The 21281-nt window shown below is 64.2% G+C and carries 21 protein-coding genes; 10 read left to right on the top strand and 11 right to left on the bottom strand.

Annotation, left to right across the window (positions count from 1 at the left end; all coding sequences use genetic code 11):
• Positions 1 to 74 precede the first annotated feature (74 nt).
• The 3 genes from E2L06_RS13030 to E2L06_RS13040 all read left to right on the top strand — a co-directional run bounded on the left by E2L06_RS13030 (position 75) and on the right by E2L06_RS13040 (position 1997).
• A complete protein-coding gene (locus E2L06_RS13030) occupies positions 75 to 611 on the top strand; it encodes a hypothetical protein (protein WP_138782048.1) in 537 nt (178 codons plus the stop codon).
• 174 nt (positions 612 to 785) lie between these two features.
• Positions 786 to 1376, top strand: a complete 591-nt coding sequence (locus E2L06_RS13035; RefSeq protein WP_138782049.1) for a 50S ribosomal protein L15e — start codon at positions 786 to 788, stop codon at positions 1374 to 1376.
• A gap of 186 nt (positions 1377 to 1562) precedes the next feature.
• Positions 1563 to 1997 carry a universal stress protein gene (locus E2L06_RS13040; RefSeq protein ID WP_138782050.1) on the top strand — a complete coding sequence of 145 codons (435 nt, stop codon included), beginning with the start codon at positions 1563 to 1565 and terminating at the stop codon, positions 1995 to 1997.
• Between the two features lie 83 nt (positions 1998 to 2080).
• On the opposite strand, the gene glmS is transcribed toward E2L06_RS13040, so the two are convergent.
• The 3 genes from glmS to thrS form a co-directional block, all read right to left on the bottom strand.
• On the bottom strand, positions 2081 to 2521 hold the full coding sequence (gene glmS, locus E2L06_RS13045) for a methylaspartate mutase subunit S (protein ID WP_138782051.1): 441 nt from the start codon (positions 2519 to 2521) through the stop codon (positions 2081 to 2083).
• 187 nt (positions 2522 to 2708) lie between these two features.
• Positions 2709 to 3419, bottom strand: coding sequence for a phosphoribosyltransferase family protein (locus tag E2L06_RS13050; RefSeq protein ID WP_138782052.1), 711 nt, complete (start codon positions 3417 to 3419; stop codon positions 2709 to 2711).
• Positions 3420 to 3575: 156 nt separating this feature from the next.
• Positions 3576 to 5525, bottom strand: a complete 1950-nt coding sequence (gene thrS / locus E2L06_RS13055) for a threonine--tRNA ligase (RefSeq protein WP_138782053.1) — start codon at positions 5523 to 5525, stop codon at positions 3576 to 3578.
• A 227-nt stretch (positions 5526 to 5752) separates the two neighbouring features.
• Between thrS and E2L06_RS13060 the strand changes: the two genes are divergently transcribed.
• Positions 5753 to 6097 carry a hypothetical protein gene (locus E2L06_RS13060; protein WP_138782054.1) on the top strand — a complete coding sequence of 115 codons (345 nt, stop codon included), beginning with the start codon at positions 5753 to 5755 and terminating at the stop codon, positions 6095 to 6097.
• A 23-nt stretch (positions 6098 to 6120) separates the two neighbouring features.
• Here the strand turns inward: E2L06_RS13060 and pyrE are convergent, their stop codons facing one another.
• Both pyrE and E2L06_RS13070 read right to left on the bottom strand, forming a co-directional pair.
• Positions 6121 to 6648: an orotate phosphoribosyltransferase gene (pyrE, locus tag E2L06_RS13065; protein ID WP_092929806.1), complete on the bottom strand. Its 528-nt coding sequence runs from the start codon at positions 6646 to 6648 to the stop codon at positions 6121 to 6123.
• A gap of 69 nt (positions 6649 to 6717) precedes the next feature.
• Positions 6718 to 7263: a CDP-2,3-bis-(O-geranylgeranyl)-sn-glycerol synthase gene (locus tag E2L06_RS13070; RefSeq protein ID WP_138782055.1), complete on the bottom strand. Its 546-nt coding sequence runs from the start codon at positions 7261 to 7263 to the stop codon at positions 6718 to 6720.
• A 198-nt stretch (positions 7264 to 7461) separates the two neighbouring features.
• Here E2L06_RS13070 and E2L06_RS13075 point away from each other — a divergent pair, with 198 nt between their 5' ends.
• The 3 genes from E2L06_RS13075 to E2L06_RS13085 all read left to right on the top strand — a co-directional run bounded on the left by E2L06_RS13075 (position 7462) and on the right by E2L06_RS13085 (position 10794).
• Positions 7462 to 8643 carry a M24 family metallopeptidase gene (locus tag E2L06_RS13075; RefSeq protein WP_138782056.1) on the top strand — a complete coding sequence of 394 codons (1182 nt, stop codon included), beginning with the start codon at positions 7462 to 7464 and terminating at the stop codon, positions 8641 to 8643.
• 17 nt (positions 8644 to 8660) lie between these two features.
• On the top strand, positions 8661 to 9968 hold the full coding sequence (gene gdhB, locus E2L06_RS13080) for a glutamate dehydrogenase GdhB (protein WP_138782057.1): 1308 nt from the start codon (positions 8661 to 8663) through the stop codon (positions 9966 to 9968).
• A gap of 172 nt (positions 9969 to 10140) precedes the next feature.
• Positions 10141 to 10794, top strand: coding sequence for a DUF502 domain-containing protein (locus tag E2L06_RS13085; protein WP_138782058.1), 654 nt, complete (start codon positions 10141 to 10143; stop codon positions 10792 to 10794).
• Positions 10795 to 10809: 15 nt separating this feature from the next.
• Here the strand turns inward: E2L06_RS13085 and E2L06_RS13090 are convergent, their stop codons facing one another.
• Complete coding sequence (locus tag E2L06_RS13090) at positions 10810 to 11781, bottom strand: D-isomer specific 2-hydroxyacid dehydrogenase family protein (protein ID WP_138782059.1); 972 nt, start codon at positions 11779 to 11781, stop codon at positions 10810 to 10812.
• A 128-nt stretch (positions 11782 to 11909) separates the two neighbouring features.
• Here E2L06_RS13090 and E2L06_RS13095 point away from each other — a divergent pair, with 128 nt between their 5' ends.
• The 3 genes from E2L06_RS13095 (at position 11910) to E2L06_RS13105 (ending at position 14825) form a co-directional block, all read left to right on the top strand.
• Positions 11910 to 13208, top strand: coding sequence for an amidohydrolase (locus E2L06_RS13095; protein WP_138782060.1), 1299 nt, complete (start codon positions 11910 to 11912; stop codon positions 13206 to 13208).
• Positions 13205 to 14455, top strand: coding sequence for a threonine ammonia-lyase (gene ilvA / locus E2L06_RS13100; protein WP_138782061.1), 1251 nt, complete (start codon positions 13205 to 13207; stop codon positions 14453 to 14455). Before E2L06_RS13095 ends, ilvA begins: the two co-directional genes overlap by 4 nt.
• 88 nt (positions 14456 to 14543) lie before the next feature.
• Positions 14544 to 14825 carry a hypothetical protein gene (locus tag E2L06_RS13105; RefSeq protein ID WP_138782062.1) on the top strand — a complete coding sequence of 94 codons (282 nt, stop codon included), beginning with the start codon at positions 14544 to 14546 and terminating at the stop codon, positions 14823 to 14825.
• 174 nt (positions 14826 to 14999) lie between these two features.
• Here the strand turns inward: E2L06_RS13105 and E2L06_RS13110 are convergent, their stop codons facing one another.
• The 5 genes from E2L06_RS13110 to E2L06_RS13130 all read right to left on the bottom strand — a co-directional run bounded on the left by E2L06_RS13110 (position 15000) and on the right by E2L06_RS13130 (position 21275).
• Positions 15000 to 16361, bottom strand: a complete 1362-nt coding sequence (locus E2L06_RS13110; RefSeq protein WP_138782063.1) for an aminotransferase class III-fold pyridoxal phosphate-dependent enzyme — start codon at positions 16359 to 16361, stop codon at positions 15000 to 15002.
• Between the two features lie 220 nt (positions 16362 to 16581).
• Entirely contained in the window at positions 16582 to 18246 is a 1665-nt protein-coding gene (locus E2L06_RS13115; RefSeq protein WP_171052366.1) for a BCCT family transporter, read from the bottom strand.
• A gap of 464 nt (positions 18247 to 18710) precedes the next feature.
• Positions 18711 to 19358: a hypothetical protein gene (locus E2L06_RS13120; protein WP_138782064.1), complete on the bottom strand. Its 648-nt coding sequence runs from the start codon at positions 19356 to 19358 to the stop codon at positions 18711 to 18713.
• A gap of 71 nt (positions 19359 to 19429) precedes the next feature.
• Positions 19430 to 20710 carry an amidohydrolase gene (locus E2L06_RS13125; RefSeq protein ID WP_138782065.1) on the bottom strand — a complete coding sequence of 427 codons (1281 nt, stop codon included), beginning with the start codon at positions 20708 to 20710 and terminating at the stop codon, positions 19430 to 19432.
• A gap of 175 nt (positions 20711 to 20885) precedes the next feature.
• Entirely contained in the window at positions 20886 to 21275 is a 390-nt protein-coding gene (locus E2L06_RS13130; RefSeq protein ID WP_138782066.1) for a Rid family detoxifying hydrolase, read from the bottom strand.
• Between the last annotated feature and the right edge of the window lie 6 nt (positions 21276 to 21281).

Below are 21281 nucleotides of genomic sequence, written 5' to 3' on the forward strand. Positions count from 1 at the left end.
CTACTGATGTACGTCACACTCACTGTCATCGGTGAATGCTTGAATTAATCTGCCTCGCATCCGTAGCCCTATATATGAGTGCTAGCACGACACACGATCTCGACGGCGTCGGTGTGTGGGGCGGCGGCGTCACGGGCGGGTTGGTCGCCGGTATCGCCATGGGGCTGGTGCTGCACTTCGGCGGCGACCAGATCGAACTGCTGGGCGGTCTCGCAGTGGAACCCGAACTCGCAGTCGGTGCCGGGTGGGCGATCCACCTGATGATCAGCATCGCGTTCGGGCTGGTGTTCGCCGCCATCTTCTCGCGGGGTTGGATCCAGCAGCAGGTGAGCGATTTCAGCGACTACGTCATCGCAGGCCTCGCCTTCGGTGCGATCATCGGGCTCTTCGCCGGTGGCGTCGTGTTCCCGATCGCGATGGAGCGGGCCGGCGTGGCCGCGTTACCGATGCCGTTCCTGCCGGTCCCGGGTCCAGGGCCCACGGCAGAGCTCGTTAGTGCGCTCGTGTTCGGACTCGGCCACCTCGTGTACGGGCTGGTCCTGGGTGCCGTCTTCGCGACGATCAACGGCATCGCACCGCACGGCGTCCGCGAGCGCGTGCCGGTGCGGTAGCCCGCTCGCGGAGTTCGAAGCCCTTATACTCGAGAGTTGGGTAGGTCCGGTAGACTCGCTGGTTCGCGGGCATCAGCGGGCACCTGCACGGTGACGTGCCACAGGTCGGGATGTGATCCGCGGGGCATGTGCCCCGGCCAGGATTGAACCAGGAAACGCCCGCGGGTGAATACGATGGCAAAAAGCTTCTATTCCCACATCAAGGACGCATGGAAAGACCCCGACGACGGCAAGCTCGGGGAACTGCAGTGGCAGCGCAAACAGGAGTGGCGCAAGCAGGGCGCGATCGAACGGATCGACCGCCCGACGCGACTCGACAAAGCGCGCGAACTCGGCTACAAGGCCAAACAGGGCATCGTCATGACCCGCGTGTCGGTCCGCAAAGGGACCGCCCGGAAGGAGCGATTCACGGCCGGCCGCCGAACGAAGCGCCAGGGTGTCAACCGCATCGGGCGGCGCAAAAACATCCAGCGCATCGGTGAAGAGCGCGTCTCCCGGAAGTACCCCAACCTGCGCGTGCTCAACAGCTACTGGGTCGGTGAAGACGGCTCGCAGAAGTGGTTCGAAGTGATCCTCGTCGATCCGAACCACCCCGCGATCGAGAACGACGACGACCTCAACTGGATCTGCAGCGACGACCACACCAACCGCGCGTTCCGCGGGCTCACCAACGCCGGCACGGCAAACCGTGGGCTCAACAACCGCGGCAAAGGTGCCGAGAAGGTCCGCCCGTCCAACACCGGCGGCCAGGGTCGCGCGAAGTAACACGCGACCACCCGATTTCGCGTCGGTTTTTCTGCGAGTCGAGTCGAACACAGCGCGTACAACAGCCGCAGCTGAGCCGACGCGACGCGCATCGATCACGACCCACCGTCTGCCAGCCTGGAGACGCGTTCCCGCGTGGTTACGCCAAGAGATGGACTTATTCCACGGGCCGACGTACCGCTGCGTATGGCACGGCACGTTCTCGTGGCAGTTGACGACTCGGCGCAATCGACGGACGCGCTCGAGTTCGCCTGCTCGGAGTATCCGGATGCGACGATCACTGCGCTCTACGTCCTCGATCCGGGTGACTTCTACGCGGTAAGCGGGGTCGAGGGGACGGCAATGGCGAACTATGACGAGATACAACGCCACCACGAGGAGCGAGCCGAGCAGATTCTAGAAGAAGCCAGCGAGCAGGCCGCCGACCACGGCCTCGAGATCGAAACGGACCACGTCGTCGGCAGTGTTTCGCGGTCGATCGTCGACTACGCTGCCGACAACGACGTCGATCACATCGTCGTCGGCAGCCACGGCCGGACCGGAGCGAGCCGGATTCTTCTCGGCAGCGTCGCCGAAACGGTCGCTCGTCGCTCGCCGGTGCCGGTGACGATCGTCCGGTAACGGGGAGATTCGTCACAGAAGATTAGTTGCGGACAGCGGTCGCTGGCGGATCGAAACTCGCGAAAACGGTGGCGTCACGGCGATTACGCCGAGACGGTCTGACTCTCCTGTTCGGTCGAATGAATGTCCAGATCTGCCCGCAGAGCCTCGATGGCCTCTTCGGGGTCGGTCTCGGAGTCGAAGACCCGATCGAAGCCGATCTCGCGGAAGAACTTGCGGGTCTCCTCGAAGTCGTCCTGTCCGACGGCGAGGTTACCGCCGATGTAAGTCGTCACGTCGAGGTCGGCATCGGCGATGCGCTGGTGGAAGCCCTCGCAGTCCTGTTTCGCGTGGCCGTAGAGTGATGAGACGAGTACAGCCTCGGCGTCGTTGGCGGACGCGGCTTCGACGAACTCTTCCTGGGAAGTCTGCACCCCGAGGTTGACGACGTCGAATCCGGCTGCCTCCAGTGCCTGTTCCAGGATGGTAATCCCGACAACGTGAGCGTCGGACCCGATCACGCCGAGGATGACTGACTTCGTCATGTGCGTATCACCACAAACTGCGGGCACCACTATAAACCTAATGATTAATAATGTGGTACTCATTCACATGGTTTCCTCACGTGGGTCCCAAGTGGAAGTCCGGCCGAAACACACTCACGACAGAACGGATAGCAAGTGCAGCCGCTCTTCGAAGAGGCGTAGTACGAGGAGAGTGGGAGACAGTCGCTTAGACGGTCGTAAGCGCGCCAACCGGCGCGTCCGTATGGTCACGAGCACGCCGAATGCCGTCCTCGCCAGCCGCGATCAGCGCGAAGACACCCGCGACATCGGCCTCGGCAGTGTGTGCGATGTCCAGTAGGAGCTCCTGAGTCTCGCCCGACCGGATGAGGTCGTCGACGACCAGCACTGACTCACCGTGGTCGATTGCGGAGGCAGGCAAATAGTAGGTGAGTTCGATCCCGGATTGCAAGCGCTGGCGAGCCTCGATAAACTCCTCGACGGCGGTCTCCTTGCGCTTTTTCGCGTAGGCACAGCGGACGCCGTAATAGCTCGCGAGCGCGGCCGCGAGCGTGATCCCGTCGGTCGCGGCAGTGAGCACGACGTCGGGGCGCTCGAAGTCGAACCCATTGGCCACGACCGGCGCAGCCAGATCGAGGAACGGCTGGTCGAAGACAGTCGCGGAGTTGTCGACATACCCGTCGTCATCGACGCGAATGCGTGCGTCCAGTTCCGCTGCCAACGCCTCCCGGCCGAGGTCTTCAACGACCTCGCGTGCGCGATCGGTGCCGGGGAGGACGTGCCCGTTGACGTACCGGTTGAGATCGCCTGCAGGAAGCCCCGTCGTCTCGGCGAGCTCGTCGTAGGTCCGCGTTTCCTTCAACATCCGCAACACGTCGACGGCCCGCAGCTGGAGGGCTGCCTTCTCGGCTCTGTTCATACAGATATGCACGATTCCGCAACTATGGATATTACGATCAGATTTGAAGTGCAGAATCAGCACGAACATGGCACACATTCGAGCAATACCGCCACGTGACGACCGACGATCCCGAATCAGGCGTCGGTCAGCGCGAAAACAGGGTCGAGGAACTGCTCAGTCCTGCAGGAAGTCGGGTTCGGTCCGCTGCTCGTCGCGTTCGGCCTCGAGGTGTGCGCGGAACTCGTCGATCTCAACGTCGTACTCCTGGTCCTCGAAGCGGTCGCGCACCGAGATGTTCCCGTCTTCTTCCTCGTTGTCGCCGACGATGATCTGGTAGGGCACGCGGTCGTCGTGGGCGGCACGGATCTTGCGCTCTAAGGTCGAGTCGCGGCCGTCGACCTCGACGCGGAAGTCGTCGAACTCGTTTGCCACGCGGTGGGCATAGCCGAGGTTGTCGTCGGAGATCGGCAGCACACGGACCTGCTCGGGCGCGAGCCACAGCGGGAACCGGCCCTCGTAGTGCTCGATGAGCATCATGAAGAACCGCTCGTAGCTGCCATACAGCGCGCGGTGGATCATGACCGGGCGGTGTTCCTCGTTGTCCTCGCCGACGTAGTTCAGGTCGAACCGCTCGGGCATGTTGAAGTCCAGTTGCACCGTGGGGCCGTCCCACGAGCGCCCGATGGCGTCCTCGAACGCGAAGTCGATCTTCGGCCCGTAGAACGCGCCGTCGCCCTCCTCGATCTCGTACTCGTGGCCATGGGACTCGAGGACGTTCTCGAGTTGCTCTTCTGCGCGCTCCCAGATCTCGTCAGAGCCGACCGACTTCTCGGGGCGCGTGGCCAGGGCCATCTCGTAGTCGAGGTCGAACGTCTCGAGGACGTCCGTGATCATGTCCATGATCTCCTCGACCTCGCGTTTGATCTGGTCGGGACGAATGAACAGGTGGCCGTCGTCGATCGTAAACGCCCAGACCCGCGAGAGCCCCGAGAGTTCACCGCGCTGCTCTTTGCGGTAGACTTTCCCGTTCTCGGCGTACCGAATGGGGAGGTCGCGGTAGCTCCAGGAGTGGTCCTGGAAGATGGCGGCATGGCCGGGACAGTTCATCGGCTTCAGGCCGAACTCGTCGTCGCCGACGTCGAAGATGAACATGTCGTCCTGGTAGTTCTCGTAGTGGCCCGACCGGTGCCAGAGATCCGTCTTGAAGACGTGGGGCGTCTCGACGTAGTCGTAGCCTGCCTCCTTGTTCAGCGTCTCGACGAAGTCCTCGAGTTCCTTCAGGACGGTCTTTCCGGCGGGGTGATACAGCGGCAGGCCGGGGCCGGTGACGTCCTGAATCGAGAAGAGATCCATTTCGTTGCCGATCCGGCGGTGGTCGCGTTTCTCGGCTTCCTGCTTGCGCTCTAAGAAGTCCGCGAGGTCGCTTTCGTCCTCGAAGGCCGTCCCGTAGATCCGGGTCTGCATCGTGTTGTCCTCGTCGCCGCGCCAGTACGCGCCGGCGATCTCCAGCAGTTCGATCGCGCCGAGCTCGCCCGTCGAGTCGACGTGTGGGCCGGCACAGAGGTCTTCCCACTCGCCCTGGCTGTAGAACGTGACGGTCTCGTCTTCCTCGGCGAGTTCTTCGAGGAGTTCGAGCTTGTAGGGCTCGTCCGCGAGCCGCTGCTCTGCATCCTCGATCGAAACCTCCTCGCGCTCGATGTCGTAGTCCTCGTCGATGATCTCTTCCATCTCGGCCTCGAGCTTGGCGAGATCCTCCTCGTCGACATCTAAGTTATCGAAGTCGTAGTAGAAGCCCTCGTCCGTCGGCGGGCCGATCGCGAGTTTGACCTCCTCGGCGTCGTATAGCCGTTCGACGGCCTGCGCGAGACAGTGGGCCGCGGAGTGGCGCATCACGCGCAGATATTCGTCGGACTGGTCCGTGATGATCTCGAGTTCCGCGCCGTCGTAGGCCGGTTCCTCTTTGGCGACGAGGTCGCCGTCGAGTTTGCCGGCGACCGTGTCGCTGCCGAGACCGGGGCCGATCTCGTAGGCACAGTCCTCGACCGTCGCATCGGCGTCGACCTCGAGTTCCGATCCGTCGGGCAGTACGACCGCTATCTGCTGCTGTGAATCTGATTCTGACATGGCTGTGGATGTGGTGAAAATCCCGGTGGCGTGTCCGCGCCGTATCCCGCACACTGGTCGACCGGAGCCGACACAATACACGGTAGGTGGGAGTTAGAAACGGGCAAACGCCCCTGTAAAGCGGACACCTACCATCGTGGCTACGCGTAGTCTCGAGCGGGATAAAAGCATTGTGATGGGGCGCCACCGGCAGAACGGTTTTCGCTCCAGGCCGGCTACGTCACGTCGTGGGCTTCGATCCGCCGGGGGACGACGATCCGTTCGAAGACCCGTTCGGAGATGATCCGCTCGAGGATCCGTTCGCGAACGATCCACTCGAGGACCCGATCGGAGACGAGAGCGGTGGCAACGAGGATCTAGAGCGGACGTTCAGCGAGATTTCACGATCGACGCTGCTCGCGTTCGTCGTCGTCGCGGTGCTCGTTCATGCCGGGCTCTTCGGCGCGAGCCTCGGCGTGATGCTGATCGGATTTCGGAGCCAGTGGGTCGGCGGCGGCGCGCTCGCGATCGGCGGTGGGCTCGCGCTGGTCGTCGCTGTCGTGGTGTACCGTCGGTACAGTGCCCGCACGTGAGTCACGACGCGGTGACTCCGTCGTTAATCCCGATCGGCCAGCAGCTCCTCGGCGGTGACGAGCGCCTCCATCTCGACGTCTGCGTCCTCGACGTTCTCGCGGCCGCCTTCCTGCCGATCGACGACGACCAGCGCGCGCTCGACGGTCGCGCCGGCGTCACGAAGTGCCTCGATCGCGTCGACGAGGCTCGTCCCCGTCGTCACGATATCCTCGAGGACGACGACTTCCTCGCCCTCCTCGAGTCGGCCCTCGACCAGGTTCGCGGTGCCGTAGTCCTTGCGCTGTTTGCGCGCAATGACGTAGGGAACGTCGGCCGCGACGCTCGTCGCGGCGGCAAGCGGGACGCCGCCCAGCGCGACGCCGCCGAGTTTGTCGTCATCGGCGAGTCGCTCGGCGAAGGCCTCGGCGATCAACTCGAGACAGCCCGGATCGGTCTCGAAGAGGTACTTGTCGACGTAGTACTCGCTGGTGCCGCCGTGGGAGAGTTCGAACTCGCCGAACTGGACGGCGTCGGCCCCACGTAGGGCGTCGATGAGCGCTTGGTTCGTCATTACTCGAGAAGGCGGTCCCAACTGAAATAAGCGGTGTGAAACGGGACGCCGAACGCGCGCGTAGTACTCTTACCAGGGTTCGTTCTTCAGCCCGAGCTTGTAGGCGATCACGTTCGTCGTCACGTGCAGGATCGGCGTCAGGACGACGACGACGAGGACGACCTCGAGCGTAAACCAGGCCAGGAACCAGTCGGTCGCCAGCAGCGCGGTCAGTGGCAGAGAGACGACGACGAAATCCAGTTGGTCGAGGCCGGGAAACATCGCACCGCGCTGGCGGCCGCTCCGGCGCTTGAGAAACGAGGCGAGGATGTCGCCGAGCATCGCGCCGCCGGCAAGCCCGAGGGCCGCGAGGGGCTCGAATCGCGGAACGTCGAAGCCGAGAGCATCACTGACAGTCGGCTCGATGACGGTCAAGACGGCCGCGAGTGCAACGCCAGCGACGATTCCCATCGCCGTCCCACGCCACGTCTTTCCGTCGCCAAGCACGCGCCTGTCCCCCCACGTCCGACCGCCGTCGATGGGCCGGCCACCGCCGGCCAACACCGCGGCGTTGTTGGGGACGTACGCGGGCAACATCGCCCAGAACGCGACCACGATAGTCTCGAGTATTGCCATATCCGCCGGGACGAACCGACGTGTCTTAACCGGCGGTGGTTCGGCGGAACGATGGCAGGACGACTCGAGGAGGACGGCAGGCACGAACCGTGGTCGTGCTCGCTAGCCGCCCCAATTCTGTAAACAATATCCGTATCTAGTGTCCACGAAAAACTTTTAGCGCTGCTGAGAGATAGCTCTTGTAGAGCGCTTGGTAACATGCCACGAGAGCATATTTTCGACGAAGCCGAGTACGAGCGACGGGTCGCCCGGACCAAAGACCGGTTGCGCGAGGACGACCTCGACGCGATCGTCGTCGCCGATCCGGCGAACATGAACTACCTGACGGGGTATGACGGCTGGTCGTTCTACGTTCACCAAGCCGTCGTGGTCACGCCTGAGCGCGACGAACCAGTCTGGATCGGCCGTGGGATGGACGCTAACGGCGCGCGGGCGACGACGCACCTCTCCGAAGAGAGCATTCGATCCTACAGCGACGACCACGTCCACTCGCCGTACGACCTCCATCCGATGGACTACGTCGCGGGCGTCTTAGAGGACCTCGGAGTCGCAGACGGCCGAATCGGCCTCGAGATGGACGCCTCCTACTTCACGGCGAAGTCCTACACTCGACTGCAGCAGAACCTCCCCGACGCCGAATTCGAGGACGCGACGCTGCTGGTCGGCTGGGTCCGGATCAAGAAATCAGAACAGGAACTCGCGTACATGCGCGAGGCTGCCCGCATCTCCGAGCACGCGATGCAGGCGGGGCTCGACGCCATCGAGGAGGGCGTCCCGGAGTACGAGGCCGCGGCCGCGATCTACGACGCGCTCATTACCGGCACCGAGGCGTACGGCGGCGACTACCCATCGATCGTCCCGCTGATGCCATCCGGCGATCACACCGGCACGCCACATCTGACCTGGACCGATCGGCCCTTCGAAGACGGCGATCCAGTCATCATCGAACTCTCGGGCTGTCGCCACCGGTATCACTCGCCGCTGGCTCGCACGACGTTCGTCGGTGATCCGCCAGCGGAACTCGCGGAGACCGCCGAGATCGTCGTCGAGGGACTCGAGGCGGCGCTCGACGCCGCCGAACCCGGCGTTACCTGCGAGGCCGTCGAGAAAGCGTGGCGCGAGACGATCGCCCAGTACGGCCTCGAGAAGGAGGATCGGATCGGCTACTCGATGGGCCTTGGCTACCCGCCGGACTGGGGCGAACACACCGCGAGCCTGCGCCCGGGCGACGAGACGGTGCTCGAAGAGGATATGACGTTCCACATGATTCCGGGCATCTGGACCGACGAACTCGGCGTCGAGATCAGCGAGACGTTCCACGTCACCAGCACTGGTGCCGAGACGCTGGCCGAGTTTCCGCGACAACTGTTTACGACGTAACGTCGTCAGGGATACACATGAGCACGCCACCAGCTGCGGACGAGGCAGTATCGGACGACGAGCTCGACTCGGCGCTGGTCACCGCTCGCCGGCAGTTAGAGCGTGCGGCGACCCACGTCGACGTCGATCCCGGCGTCGTCGAGCGGCTCAAATATCCGACGCGAGTCCAGCAAGTGTCGGTACCTTTGGAGCGCGACGACGGCTCCGTCGAGGTGTTTACCGGGTATCGGGCCCAACACGACGACGTTCGCGGGCCCTACAAGGGCGGGCTGCGCTACCATCCGGAGGTGACCGCCGAGGAGTGTATCGGCCTCTCGATGTGGATGACCTGGAAGTGTGCGGTGATGGATCTGCCCTTCGGCGGCGGGAAAGGCGGCGTCGCCGTCGATCCCAAGTCACTGAGCAACGACGAGACCGAACGGCTCACCCGCCGGTTCGCCGAGGAACTGCGCAACATGGTCGGGCCGACCAAAGACGTTCCGGCCCCGGACATGGGCACCGACGCCCAGACGATGGCCTGGTTCATGGACGCCTACTCGATGCAACAGGGCGAGACCATCCCGGGTGTCGTCACCGGCAAACCGCCGGTCATCGGCGGCTCCTACGGCCGCGAGGAAGCCCCCGGCCGATCGACCGCGATCGCCACGCGAGAGGCGATCGACTACTACGACCGAGAACTGTCGAACACGACTGTCGCCGTCCAGGGCTTCGGCAGCGTCGGGGCCAACGCCGCCCGCCTGCTCGAGGACTGGGGTGCGACCGTCGTCGCCGTTAGCGACGTCAACGGCGCGATCTACGACCCCGACGGGATCGATGTCGACGCGATCCCGTCCCACGACGAGGAGCCGGAAGCCGTCACGAGCTACGCGACCGAGCTCGCCGACGGAGACAGCGCTCGCCGACTCTCGAATGCGGACCTGCTCGAGCTAGACGTCGACGTCCTGATCCCCGCGGCTGTCGGCAACGTCATCACCGCCGACAACGCCGATGCGATCCAGGCCGACATCGTCGTCGAGGGCGCGAACGGGCCGACGACGTTCGCCGCCGACGCCATTTTGGAGGAACGCGACATCCCGGTGATTCCGGACATCTTCGCGAACGCGGGCGGCGTGACGGTGAGCTACTTCGAGTGGCTCCAAGACATCAACCGCCGCCAGTGGACGCTCGCACGCGTCAACGAGGAACTCGAAGACCACATGCTCGACGCCTGGGCGGACGTCAGCGCGGCGGTCGGCGACGACGGGCTGACGTGGCGCGACGCTGCATACGTGGTGGCACTATCCCGGGTCGCCGAGGCGAAGGAGACCCGCGGGCTCTGGCCGTAACCGTCTGCAACACCTCGCCTCGAGCGGGTCGCCGTCACGCCGGTTGCAAAGCGCATGCGGTCGGGAAACACGGGCAGATACCGACCGCACTCGAGATACACTCGAGTCGTTCCGGCCTGTTGTCCAGTAGGAAAGGAAAGGGCTCATGTCCCATCGACTATATGATCGGACAATGGCGTCGTGGAAGCGAGTCTTCGCGAGCGGGCTCATTCTCATCGGGCCGATACTCGTCACGCTGTACGTCGTGTATCGGGCCTACGCGATCGTGGCGGGGCTCACGCCGACGGCCGTGGTCGATGCACAGGCCCTGCAGGGTCTCATCGGCCACGAATCGAGTCGAGCGGTCGTCGCCCACGTCCTTCGACTTTCGATCTCGCTGACCGTCTTCGTGCTGGTGACGATCGTAATCGGCACCCTGACCCGGACGACGGTCGGTGATCTCTTCGCCCGCGGCGTCGACGGCGTCGCGAACCGCCTCCCGGGACTCCGGGTCCTCTACAACGCATCGAAGATCGCCGCCGAAACCACGATCGGCGAGGAACAGGCTCTCCAGGAACCCGTCAGAGTCGAGAGTTGGGACGGAAAGGAGCTGCCGGCGTTCAAGACCGGACACACGACCAGCGACGGCCGAACAGTGCTTTTCATTCCGACGGCACCGAACATCTCCTCCGGATTCGTCGTCGAAGCCGAGGACGACCGCATTACTGAAACGGACGAGCGCGTCGACGAAGTGCTCGCGCGGGTCCTGAGCGGCGGGTTCGGTGAGTCGACGCATCCACAACTGGCCACCCAGTCGGACCGATCCGAGACGCCCGACAAGGAGTGATCGGTCACACCGGTCTCAGCTCGAGTCGGGCCGGACCACCGCGTTCTCGAGGTCGCCGCCGGTCTCGAGCGCCTCGACGTTATGCGCGACGATGTCAGCCAGCCGATCCCAGTGCTTCGGCGTGTGACCGCCAGTGTGTGGGGTGATCAGACAGTTCTCGAGGTCCCAGAGCGGGTGATCGTTCGGCAGCGGTTCGGGGTCGGTCACGTCCAGAGCGGCCCCGCGGATGCCGTTGAACTGCAGCGCCGAGACGAGCGCATCGGTATCGACGATGCCGCCGCGGGCCGCGTTGACGACGACCGCGTTCGGGGGAAGCGTCGCTAACTCTTCTTCGCCGACGAGTCCGCGGGTCAGGTCGTTCAGCGGACAGGCGAGGACGACGTAGTCGCTGCGGGAAAACGCCTCGTGAATGTCGTCCTCGTCGAAACCGAGCACCTCGTCGGTCGGGCCACCCTTTGCGGGCGTATAGCGGACCCCGATCGTCTTGACCTCGAATCCCTCGAGGCGCTTGACGACTTCCTGGCCGATCGAGCCGAGACCGACGATCGTGACGGTGCTGTCGGTGAACTCGTGGGACTGGAAGTGACGCCATTCGCCGTTTTGCTTGCGTCGCCACCCTTCATGGAGCCGGCGTGCGAAGACGAGCATGTTGCCGATCGTCTGCTCGGCGATACCGGGTGCGTGGATGCCGCCGGCGTTCGTGACGGCGACGCCGTGGTCGGCCAGCGCGTCCAGTGGCACGTGGTCGGTGCCGGCGAAGGTACACGCGAAGAGTTCGAGCCGGTCGGCACCCTCGAGGAGGTCCGCCTCGATCGTGATGCCGGTCGCGACCCGCGCCTGCGGGACTAGTTCGCGCTCCTCCTTCGGCGTCCGCGCGAGCGCGACGGTGTGATCGGGTAGCCGCTCGCGCAGCGTGTCGGCGTACGATTCCATCGACAGTCCTTCCGTCCCCTCTCGCAGAACGACGATGTCTGGATTCGTGTGCATATGGATCGTCCTCGCGCCTCAATGACGCGTTGTCCGACGATTGTCTGCAGTTGACTTATCCTTTTTGTGTACCCGTCGTAAACGACAACTGTGTACAATTAAGATGGTGGGCCACGTCATCAGCCCACATGAGTGAACCAGTGCAGAATCGACTCGTTTCCGTTCGACGGCGTCTCCACCGCCACCCCGAACCCGCATGGCGTGAGTTTACCACCACTGCCAGACTCGTCGACGAAATCCGCGCGATCGGCGTCGACGAACTCGCCGTCGGCCCCGACGCCTACGACCCCGCCGACCGAATGGCCGTTCCCGACGCCGACCTCGAGCCATGGCGCGAGCGCGCCCACGAGCGTGGTGTAAATGAGGAGCTGCTCGAGCAGCTGGCCGGCGGCACCACTGGCGCGGTCGCCGTCTTAGAGCGCGGCGAGGGACCGGCGATCGGCCTGCGCGTCGACATCGACGGGCTGTTCATCGAGGAATCGACCGACGACGAACACGTCCCCGCCGCGGAGGGCTTTCGCTCGGAGATCGACGGCACGATGCACGCCTGCGGCCACGACGCCCACATGACCTGGGGGCTGGCCGCGCTCGAAGCGATCGCCGAGAGCGACTTTTCGGGACGCTTGGTCGTCTTCTTCCAGCCTGCCGAGGAGACCGGCGGCGGGGGCTGTCCGATGGCGAAAAGCGAGTACGCCGACGGACTGGACTACCTGCTCGCGGTCCACGTCGGCCTCGACCACCCGACTGGCGAAGTGGTGGCGGGCATCGAAAAACCGCTGGCGATGTGCCACGTCGACGCGACGATCGAAGGAACGTCCGCGCACGCGGGCAAAGCACCGAACGAGGGGGCAAACGCCATGCACGCCATGGGGACGGCGATCGAGAACGCCTACGGGATTCCCCGCCACAGCGACGGCATGACGCGGGTGAACATCGGCAAGGCCGAGGCGGGCACTGCAAGCAACGTCATCGCCGAGCGCGCTCACATGGAGGCCGAAGCCCGCGGCGAGACGACCGAACTGATGGAGTTCATGAAACGGCGTCTCGAGCGCACGATCCGATCGGCGGCGGAGCTACACGGCTGTCGCGCCGAGGTCGATGTGGTCAGCGAGTCGCCCCGCGCCGACAGTGACCCCGAACTGCAGACGCTCGTCAGCGAGGTCGCGGGCGACGTTGCGGGGACCGAGCGCGTCCTGCCCGCCGCCGACTTCGGCGCGAGCGAGGACGCGACGTTCCTCATGGAGCGCGTCCAGGACGACGGCGGCCTCGCCTCATACTTGATCGTCGGCACCGACCACCCGACGAGCCACCACACCCCCACGTTCGACGTCGACGAGCGCAGCCTCGAGCATGGCGTCGACGTGCTCGTCGAGACGATCCGGGAACTCGAGCGTCGGCATCCAGTTCCACGAGAGGACGACGAATGAACGAGGGCAGCGAGATAAGCGAGCCGCCGGTCACCCTGGCAGACGTCGAAGACGCCCAGGCACGCATCGCGGACGTCGTCCATCGGACGCCACTCGATACCTCGCGGACGTTCGCCGACATGAGCAACGCGGCCTCGGTCGGGCTCAAACTCGAGAACGTCCAGCGGACGGGGTCGTTCAAGATCCGCGGGGCCTACAACAAAATGGCGCAGCTCTCGCCCGACGAGCGCGAGGCAGGCGTCATTGCCTCGAGCGCAGGCAACCACGCGCAGGGCGTGGCGCTGGCCGGCGACTTACTCGATATCGAGACGACGATTGTCGTCCCCGAGGTGACGCCAGCCGCGAAAATCGAGGCCACCCGCGGCTACGGGGCCGACGTAGTTGTTGAGGGAGACATCTACGAGCGCTCCTACGAGTTCGCGCTCGAGCGTGCTGCAGAGACCGACGAGACGTTCGTCCACCCCTTCGACGACGCGGCCATCGTCGCCGGCCAGGGGACGATCGGCCTCGAGTTGCTCGAGCAGTACCCCGACCTCGACACTGTGCTGGTCGCCATCGGCGGCGGCGGACTGATTTCGGGGATCGGGACGGTCCTGGAGGCTGCCGAGAGGGACGTCCGGGTGATCGGGGTCCAGCCAGCGGGAGCCGCTCACGCGAAACCGTCGCTCGAGGGCGGCGAGATCCGCGAACTCCAGAGCGTCGACACCGTCGCGGAGGGAATCGCGGATACGCGCATGCTCGAGACGACCTTCGCGATCGCTCGCGAGGTCGTCGATGACGTGGTCAGCGTGAGCGATCGAGAGATCGCCGCCGCGGTGACTTTGCTGGCCGAGCGCGCGAAGACCGTCGCCGAAAGCGCCGGGGCTGCCCCGCTGGCTGCCGCCCTGTCGGACGACCTGAGTCTCGATGGCGATCACGTCGGCGTCGTGATCTCAGGCGGGAACGTGAACCTCACCGAGCACGCCGAACTCGTGCGGACGGGATTGCACGAACTCGAGCGCTATACCGAAGTGAGGCTGGCGCTCGAGGGGTGGCCGACCACAGTTGGCGACGTGGTCGAGGTGGTCGAAGCCGAGGGGGCCGAACTGGACGTCTTCGAGCGCGCGCGTCGAACGGGTGACGATCATCCCAACCGGACGCCGGCGAGGATCGGACTCGAGGGAAGTGGCCCTGCGCATCTGAACGGCGTGCTCGAGGCGCTGGCAGGACTCGAGGGCGTGTCGGTCATCGAGCGGTCGCTCGAGTGATTGCTGGCCGTGTCCGGCGATCGGTGATCGATTACCGCAGCGAAGATGTCACCAAAATAATTTAGATGGCTATCCAACAGATCTGTGTGTGGATCGATCCCTCCTCTATCACGTCTCGCAGATGGTCGTCGGTGGCGGCCTCGCGATGATCGCAGTCTCGAATCTTCTGTCGGGAACTCCCGACGGTGTCAGGTTGTCCATTGGTTCGGTGCTGATGATCGTCGGCGGTGTCGGAATTCTGGTCGGAAACGGCTACCACGTCCTGAATGGGAACATCGACCGCGTCGATCTTGATCCTGTGTCCATCTGGCTCTCTGTGGTGGCAGCAATTCTCATCTTCCTCGCGGGAGTACTGTCACTTCTGGGGTAAGCGACTGCTGCTCTCGCCGCTGGAGCGTTTATTACGTGTCGCGTCCACGTCACTCGAGGCGACGAAGTAGCGCGGTGCAGTGAATCAATATCTGTGTATCGCACCGGCGAGCGAACGTCACCGACCGCCACCGAACCGAGTATAGAAACGAAAATCGATTGTCAAGAGAGGTCCTTACGCAACCGTCGCGCTCGGGCTGACAGCCGCGATCGCCTCGAGAAAAATCCCCATTCCCAACTCGATCTCGCGCTCGGTCGCATCCAGTGGCGGAAGCAGCCGGATCGTCTTCGTCCCACAGCCGAGCGTCAACAGCCCGCGCTCGAGGGCGGCTTCGACCACGGCATCCCGACGCTCGGCCGTGTCGAACTCGACGGCGAGCATCAGCCCCTTGCCGCGGACGTCCACGACGGAGTCGGGCGCGTCGTCGCGAACGCGTTCTTTTGCCTGCTCGCCGCGCCGGGTCGCGTTGTCGAGCAGATCGTACTCGTCGATAGCCTCGAGCGTAAACGCGCCCATCATCGAGCCGAGCATGTCGCCGCCACCGAACGTCGATCCGAGCCGGTTCTTCTGGTCGGGGAAGACCTCGGAGCGGGAGATCGTCGCGCCGACACGCAGGGCCTTCGCGCTGGCGATGACGTCCGGCTCGATCGGGTAGTGATCGGAAGCCCAGATCTCGCCGGTACGACCGATCCCGGCCTGAATCTCGTCGACGACCAGTGGGATGTCGTACTCGTTGGTGACGTCCGCGACCTCCCCCATGAACGCCTCGCTCGGGAAGCGGTAGCCGCCGACGCCCTGGATCGGCTCGAGCGCGAGGAAGGCGATCTCGGTGGGGTCGACGTGGCCGCCTTCGGGCGCGAGCATGCTGCGAAGCTGGGAGCCAGGGTCGGCAAAGAAGCCACAGTCGCAACTGGCCGCGTCACAGCCGCGATCCGCACAGAACGGCACCGTCTCGATCCCGCTTATTTCGGGGTAGTGGCGCGTGTACACCGGTTTGGACTTGGTGATCGACAGCGTCCCGAGGGTACGACCGTGGAAACTGCCCGAAAAAGCGACGCCGTACTTCGCGGGCGCGCGGAAGTCGTTCGTGATCTTCATCGCGTTCTCCATAGCCTCCGCGCCGGAGTTCGAGAGGAAGACGGTGTCCATGCCGTACTGGCTCGAGACATCGGTGAGTTTCTCCATGAGGTGGCTCGAGCCCGGCACCGTCGATTCCTCGGGGGAGGGGCCAGCGCCGAAGTACATGTCCTGCCCGGCGATTTTCAGCGGTTCGACGAGGTCGAACTCGCGGACCTTCCCGAGGATTTTCTCGTTGTTGTAGCCGAGTGGGGCCGCACCGATGTGGCAGGTGAAATCGAGCAAGACGTTGCTGTCGACGTCGGTGACGAACGGCCCGTCGGCCTCCTGGGTCACGTCCCAGACGAACTCGTGTGAGTACTCGCTGGGCGCGGAGTACTCTTGGTGGAAGTTCACCCACTGCTGGGCGTTCGGACCCGGAAGCGCGTCAGCGTCGGGTTCCGCCGTGTCCCTATCCATACACAGTTTATGTGTACAACATACATTAAAACTTGTTATGGGTTAGCGAGGTGAACGGGGCGTGGTCGGCTTCCCGACCGCAGAAAAGGAGACAGCATGACGTCGAGACGGATCGTCGATCGGTCCGATCGCGGCCAGCAGCCATCACACACAGGCTTCTGGTTCCCGGCGCACCCGCGATCTGTCGAGGTGCGCCAGCACTGACCGACGACAGCCCGGCTCAGTCGTCGTCCGACTCGACGGGCCCGCTTGGTCCAGCCGGGGACTCGGGTTCGGTTTGGCTGCTCGAGCCGATGAGCACGGTTTCGTCTTGGAGCAACACCTGGCCGTAGTTCGATCCGAAGTCCTTGATCAGGGCCAGCATCGAGAGGAAGCAGACGAACGCGAAGGGGGTCCCAGTGATGATCGCGGCCTGCTGGAGGGTGTTCGCGCTGCCGGTCCCGCCGAGGATCATCAGGATCGCGGCGGTCATGCCGAGGACGACACCCCAGAAGATCCGGTTGATGGTCGACGGACGCGCCTTGCCGCCGGTGGTCATCATGGAGACGGCCAGCGTCGAGGAGTCCGCCGAGGTGACGAAGAACGTCGTCACGAGGATCATAAACGCCAACATGAAGAGCGACCCCATGGGGAACGTCTCGAAGAGGATGAACCCGGAAACCTCTGCACCAGCTTCGCCGGCCATCACCGCGCTGAAGTCGGCGATGCCGTTGTGCTGGGCCCAGACGGAGGTGCCACCGACGAACGTGAACCACGGGATAGTGGCCGCGGACGTCGCGACGATCCCAGTAAACGCGACCTCGCGAACCGTCCGTCCCTTGGAGATGCGGGCGATGAACAGGCCCGCGAACGGAGACCACGAGAGTGCCCACGCCCAGTAGAAGACGGTCCAGGCGTTCATCCAGTTCGTGGCTTCTGGACTCCCCGCTCCGAAGGCACCAGCACCGGTAAAGAGGCTCATCGAAACGAAATCACTGAACATCCCGCCGACGGCCTGCGTACCCAGCAGGATCAGGAACAGCGTCGGGCCAACGATGAACGTTGCCATCATGAGGACGACGAAGAGGATCATGTTGAAGTTCGAGAGCCGGCGGATCCCCTTGTCGACCCCCAGCACCATCGAGGTCGTAAACAGCAACGTCATGAACGTCACCACGAGGAGGATGCCAATGTTCCCCATGCTGATGCCCAACTGGTAGTCCAGTCCGGTAATGAACTGGCTGCCGATGAAGCCAAGCGAGGTCGCCACGCCCCCAATTGTCGCGAAGACGGCGAGGATGTCGACGACCTTCGCGAACGGACCATCGAGATTCTCAGCGCCGATGATCGGCGTCAGCGCCGACGACACCCGCAGCGGGACGTTCTCGTAGTTGTACGCGAAGTAGCCGATCGCGATCCCCATGATCGTAAACACCGCCAGTTGGGGCAGCGCCCAGTGGAACAGCGTCTGCTGGACAGCGACAGTCATCGCTGCGGCCGACCCGCCCTCGACGCCGCTGAACAGCGGCGAGGGGTTATCGTAGTAGAACAGCGCCTCGGTTGGCCCCCAGAACACGACGCCCGCCGCGAACCCAGCGGAGTACAGCATCGCGAAAAACGACAGGAAGCTGTACTCCGGATCTTCATCTCCCATCTTGATTCTGCCCCACGGCCCGACGATCAGGAACAACAGGAAGATAACAATCAGGAATACGATCAACAGCAGCGCCCAGTTGAACGCGCCAAGCATCTGATCGTTCAGCGCCGAGATGCCGCTCTCGACAGTGCTCGGACTGACGAAGAACGCCGCGATCACTCCGACGGTCAACAGCGCGCCGAACAGGAAGACCGTCGTGTCGATCTCCTCACGGAACTCGTCGACCATCCCCTTCTCAGCGCCACTCATCTCGTCTCACCTCCGAACTCGGACGACAGCGTGATGGTTGGATGCGAGTCAGCCGCCCTTCCTCCATGCTGTGTGTCGCCATACCGTGACCATCAACAGCGTACACAATAAGTGTTTCTCAGACTGCGATTTTATCTACAGATTGCGTTTACCCTTCCCCTACTCGGAGAGACAAGAACACAGTGGCTGCATATGCCCGGTCGACTGCCGCTGTCGAAACACAGCAGACGATTCACCGCGTGCTGCCGGACTACGCGCATCAAGATGAGTTCGTTCCGGCAGGTCGTCTCGCCGGTTGACTGTTGTGCGGGTGACAATGCCGCGATACTCGGACAGCAGTCAACGCGACGGCGATGTCGGCGGTGCGCCTCGAGACCGGTCTCAGGAGAATAATCTGCATGGAGTCGAGTTGGGTCGGGCCGGACTCGAGCACACGACCCCGAGTTTCGGTGACAGTGGGCGTGTCAGTTCGTCAGTTCCTCGAGCGTGCGCTCGCGCGCCGCGGCGCTTTCGGCTATCCGCTCGGCGAACTCGTCGACGCTGTCTTTGATCTCCTCGCGGGTGTCAGCCGGCGAGAAGGCGTCGGACATCGTCAGCAGGCGCACGAACGCGCGCAGTTCCTCGTCGGTGAGCTGGGCGAACTCCTCGTGCTCGAGTTTATCGACGACCGCGTCGACATCGATCTGACCGACCGGTTCGACGTTGAACTCGACGTTGACCATCCGGTAGTTCGAGCCGGCCAGGCGCTGTTCGGCCTTGCCGACGCCTTCCGAGAGCATGTCCTTGAACGGGGTGTGATAGCCCATCGTCCCGAGGTGGAGAAAGGCGAGCATGTCGGTGATGCCCTGGGTGTAGGCATCACGGTCCTGATCATCGGGGTCGAAGACCGTCTCCCGGTCGCGTTCTTCCATGTACTCGAAGAGAATGCTGAAGTCCAGGATCGCGTTGCGAACCCGGCGTCGGATCCGGTTTCGCTTCTGTTTCTTCGAGTGGTCGGTGTAGTCGGTTTTCCGGCCGAGCAGGAAATCGCGGTCGGAGGGAGTCAAAATTCCGCGCGGGCGGTCCGAGTCCGCTGCCGCCTGCAGCGACTCCGGCACGTCGTCCTGGCTCATAGGGGATACACAGAGACCGCGCGGATTAACGTTTCCCATCCGTCGAACGCAGACCAGTACACTCGGCCACGCTACGGTCGTCGCCTCGAGAGTTCGACGGCCGTCTCCGACAGCAGCGCGACCCCGATCTCGAGGCTCCCCTCGTCGATGTCGAACGTCGGCGTGTGGTGACTCGTCGGGTGGTCGGTGCCGATGAGGACGTACGAGGCGAGCCCACCGTTGTCCTGGACACGCTGCATGAGGTAGGTCACGTCTTCGCTGACGCCGAACTCCTCGGTCGGGATCACGCGCTCGACGCCGTCGACCTCCCACGCGACGTTGCCGACGAGGTCGCGGAGGGCGGGATGGCTGTCGACGCGTGGCGACTCGCTGATCACCCGCGGCGTCACGTCACAGTCGTGCATTTCGGCGGCGGCATAGCATACCCGCTCGAGTTCCGTGCGCGTGTACTCCATCAGCGCAGTGGTCTCGCCGCGGACTTCGGCCTCGATCGTGACTTCCTCGGCGATGACGTTGCTCGCGGTGCCGCCCTCGATACGGCCGACGTTGACCCGGGTCATCCCGTCGGCGTGGCGAGGGATGCCGTAGGCGTTCTGGATCGCCGCCGCCGCTGCTTGCATGGCATTTGCCCCCTCGTTCGGCGCTTTCCCGGCGTGAGCGCTCGCCCCCTCGAACGTCGCGGTCAGGTGAGCCATCGCCAGCGGCTTCTCGATGCCCGCAACGATCTCGCCGGTCGGGTGATCGAGGCCGACGTGGAGCGCAAGTAGGTAGTTGACGTCATCGAGATAGCCACTTTCGGCCATCGCTTTCCCGCCACCGGAGATCTCCTCGGCGGGCTGGAAAAACACCTTCAACGTGCCCGAAAAGTCGCTTTCTTTGACCGCCTCGAGCGTCCCGATCGCCATCGCGAGGTGCGCGTCGTGGCCGCAGGCGTGCATGTAGCCGTCGTGTTCGGAGCGAAAGCCTTCGGAAGCTGGCCGGTGGTCGTCCTCGTCGGATTCCCGCATCGAGATCGCATCCAAGTCGACGCGCAGTCCGATACACGGCCCGTCACCGCACTCGAGCACGCCGATCACGCCCGTGTGACCGTCGGCGGTCCGCTCCAAGATGTCCGATCGAACCCCTGCTTCGCGAGCGCGTTCGAGCCACGGCTCGAGTTCGGCTTCGGCGGGGACGGCCATGCGCTCGTCGGTCGCCAGCGCTTCGCGGCCGACGGCGATCTCGTCGACGCCGAGGCGCTCGAGTTCCTCGACCACTCGAGCGGTCGTTCGGAACTCGCGCCAGCCCGGTTCGGGAAGCCGATGGAAGTCCCGCCGGAGTCGCTGGAGCCTGTTTCGAACCTCGTATGACATGGGTTCTCGGAACAAGGTCGAGGAGCTACTTAATCGTGGCCAATGATCGTATATTGTTTCCGACGTTCGGTGGAAAACATCACCGTCGAGTCCGGATTCCGTTCCGATTTGGGCGACTGGCGCGTCGGAGACGAGCGAGCTGCGAGCAGGGGCTCGAGGCGTCCGTCGACCGCGATTAGCCCAGGTACGCGGTCGCGTCCAGTTCGACGCGAACGTCCTCCGGAAGCCGCGAGACCTCGACGCAGACGCGTGCCGGCGGGTCCGCGCCGAACTGCGCGCCGTAGGCGTCGTTGAGGCGGTCGTAGTCTGCGAGGTCGGTCAGGTAGACGGTCACGTTGACGACATCCGTAAGCCCGTCGCCGCCAGCTTCGTCGACGACCGCAGCGATGTTCTCGAGGACCTGCTCGGTTTGGTCCTGAATGTCGCCGTCGACGACCTCGCCCGTTTCGGGGTCGACGGGGCCGTAGCCGGAGACGTACAGCGTGTCGCCGGCGCGGACGCCCTGCGAGTAGGGGTTGTCGTTGCTCGGTGCGTCGTCGGTTTCGATGGGATCGATGTCGGACATAACGTG

Source organism: Haloterrigena sp. H1, from assembly GCF_005938085.1.
Classification (GTDB): domain Archaea; phylum Halobacteriota; class Halobacteria; order Halobacteriales; family Natrialbaceae; genus Natrinema.

Excerpts from the sequence above, each read along its gene's own strand:
- E2L06_RS13110 (WP_138782063.1), bottom strand. The coding sequence starts at position 16,361 with ATGGATAGGGACACGGCGGAACCCGACGCTGACGCGCTTCCGGGTCCG.
- E2L06_RS13075 (WP_138782056.1), top strand. The coding sequence starts at position 7,462 with ATGCCACGAGAGCATATTTTCGACGAAGCCGAGTACGAGCGACGGGTC.
- E2L06_RS13030 (WP_138782048.1), top strand. The coding sequence starts at position 75 with ATGAGTGCTAGCACGACACACGATCTCGACGGCGTCGGTGTGTGGGGC.
- pyrE (WP_092929806.1), bottom strand. The coding sequence starts at position 6,648 with ATGACGAACCAAGCGCTCATCGACGCCCTACGTGGGGCCGACGCCGTC.
- thrS (WP_138782053.1), bottom strand. The coding sequence starts at position 5,525 with ATGTCAGAATCAGATTCACAGCAGCAGATAGCGGTCGTACTGCCCGAC.
- E2L06_RS13120 (WP_138782064.1), bottom strand. The coding sequence starts at position 19,358 with ATGAGCCAGGACGACGTGCCGGAGTCGCTGCAGGCGGCAGCGGACTCG.
- E2L06_RS13050 (WP_138782052.1), bottom strand. The coding sequence starts at position 3,419 with ATGAACAGAGCCGAGAAGGCAGCCCTCCAGCTGCGGGCCGTCGACGTG.
- E2L06_RS13115 (WP_171052366.1), bottom strand. The coding sequence starts at position 18,246 with ATGAGTGGCGCTGAGAAGGGGATGGTCGACGAGTTCCGTGAGGAGATC.
- E2L06_RS13085 (WP_138782058.1), top strand. The coding sequence starts at position 10,141 with ATGGCGTCGTGGAAGCGAGTCTTCGCGAGCGGGCTCATTCTCATCGGG.
- E2L06_RS13040 (WP_138782050.1), top strand. The coding sequence starts at position 1,563 with ATGGCACGGCACGTTCTCGTGGCAGTTGACGACTCGGCGCAATCGACG.
- E2L06_RS13070 (WP_138782055.1), bottom strand. The coding sequence starts at position 7,263 with ATGGCAATACTCGAGACTATCGTGGTCGCGTTCTGGGCGATGTTGCCC.
- glmS (WP_138782051.1), bottom strand. The coding sequence starts at position 2,521 with ATGACGAAGTCAGTCATCCTCGGCGTGATCGGGTCCGACGCTCACGTT.
- E2L06_RS13095 (WP_138782060.1), top strand. The coding sequence starts at position 11,910 with ATGAGTGAACCAGTGCAGAATCGACTCGTTTCCGTTCGACGGCGTCTC.
- E2L06_RS13035 (WP_138782049.1), top strand. The coding sequence starts at position 786 with ATGGCAAAAAGCTTCTATTCCCACATCAAGGACGCATGGAAAGACCCC.
- E2L06_RS13130 (WP_138782066.1), bottom strand. The coding sequence starts at position 21,275 with ATGTCCGACATCGATCCCATCGAAACCGACGACGCACCGAGCAACGAC.
- E2L06_RS13125 (WP_138782065.1), bottom strand. The coding sequence starts at position 20,710 with ATGTCATACGAGGTTCGAAACAGGCTCCAGCGACTCCGGCGGGACTTC.
- E2L06_RS13090 (WP_138782059.1), bottom strand. The coding sequence starts at position 11,781 with ATGCACACGAATCCAGACATCGTCGTTCTGCGAGAGGGGACGGAAGGA.
- gdhB (WP_138782057.1), top strand. The coding sequence starts at position 8,661 with ATGAGCACGCCACCAGCTGCGGACGAGGCAGTATCGGACGACGAGCTC.
- ilvA (WP_138782061.1), top strand. The coding sequence starts at position 13,205 with ATGAACGAGGGCAGCGAGATAAGCGAGCCGCCGGTCACCCTGGCAGAC.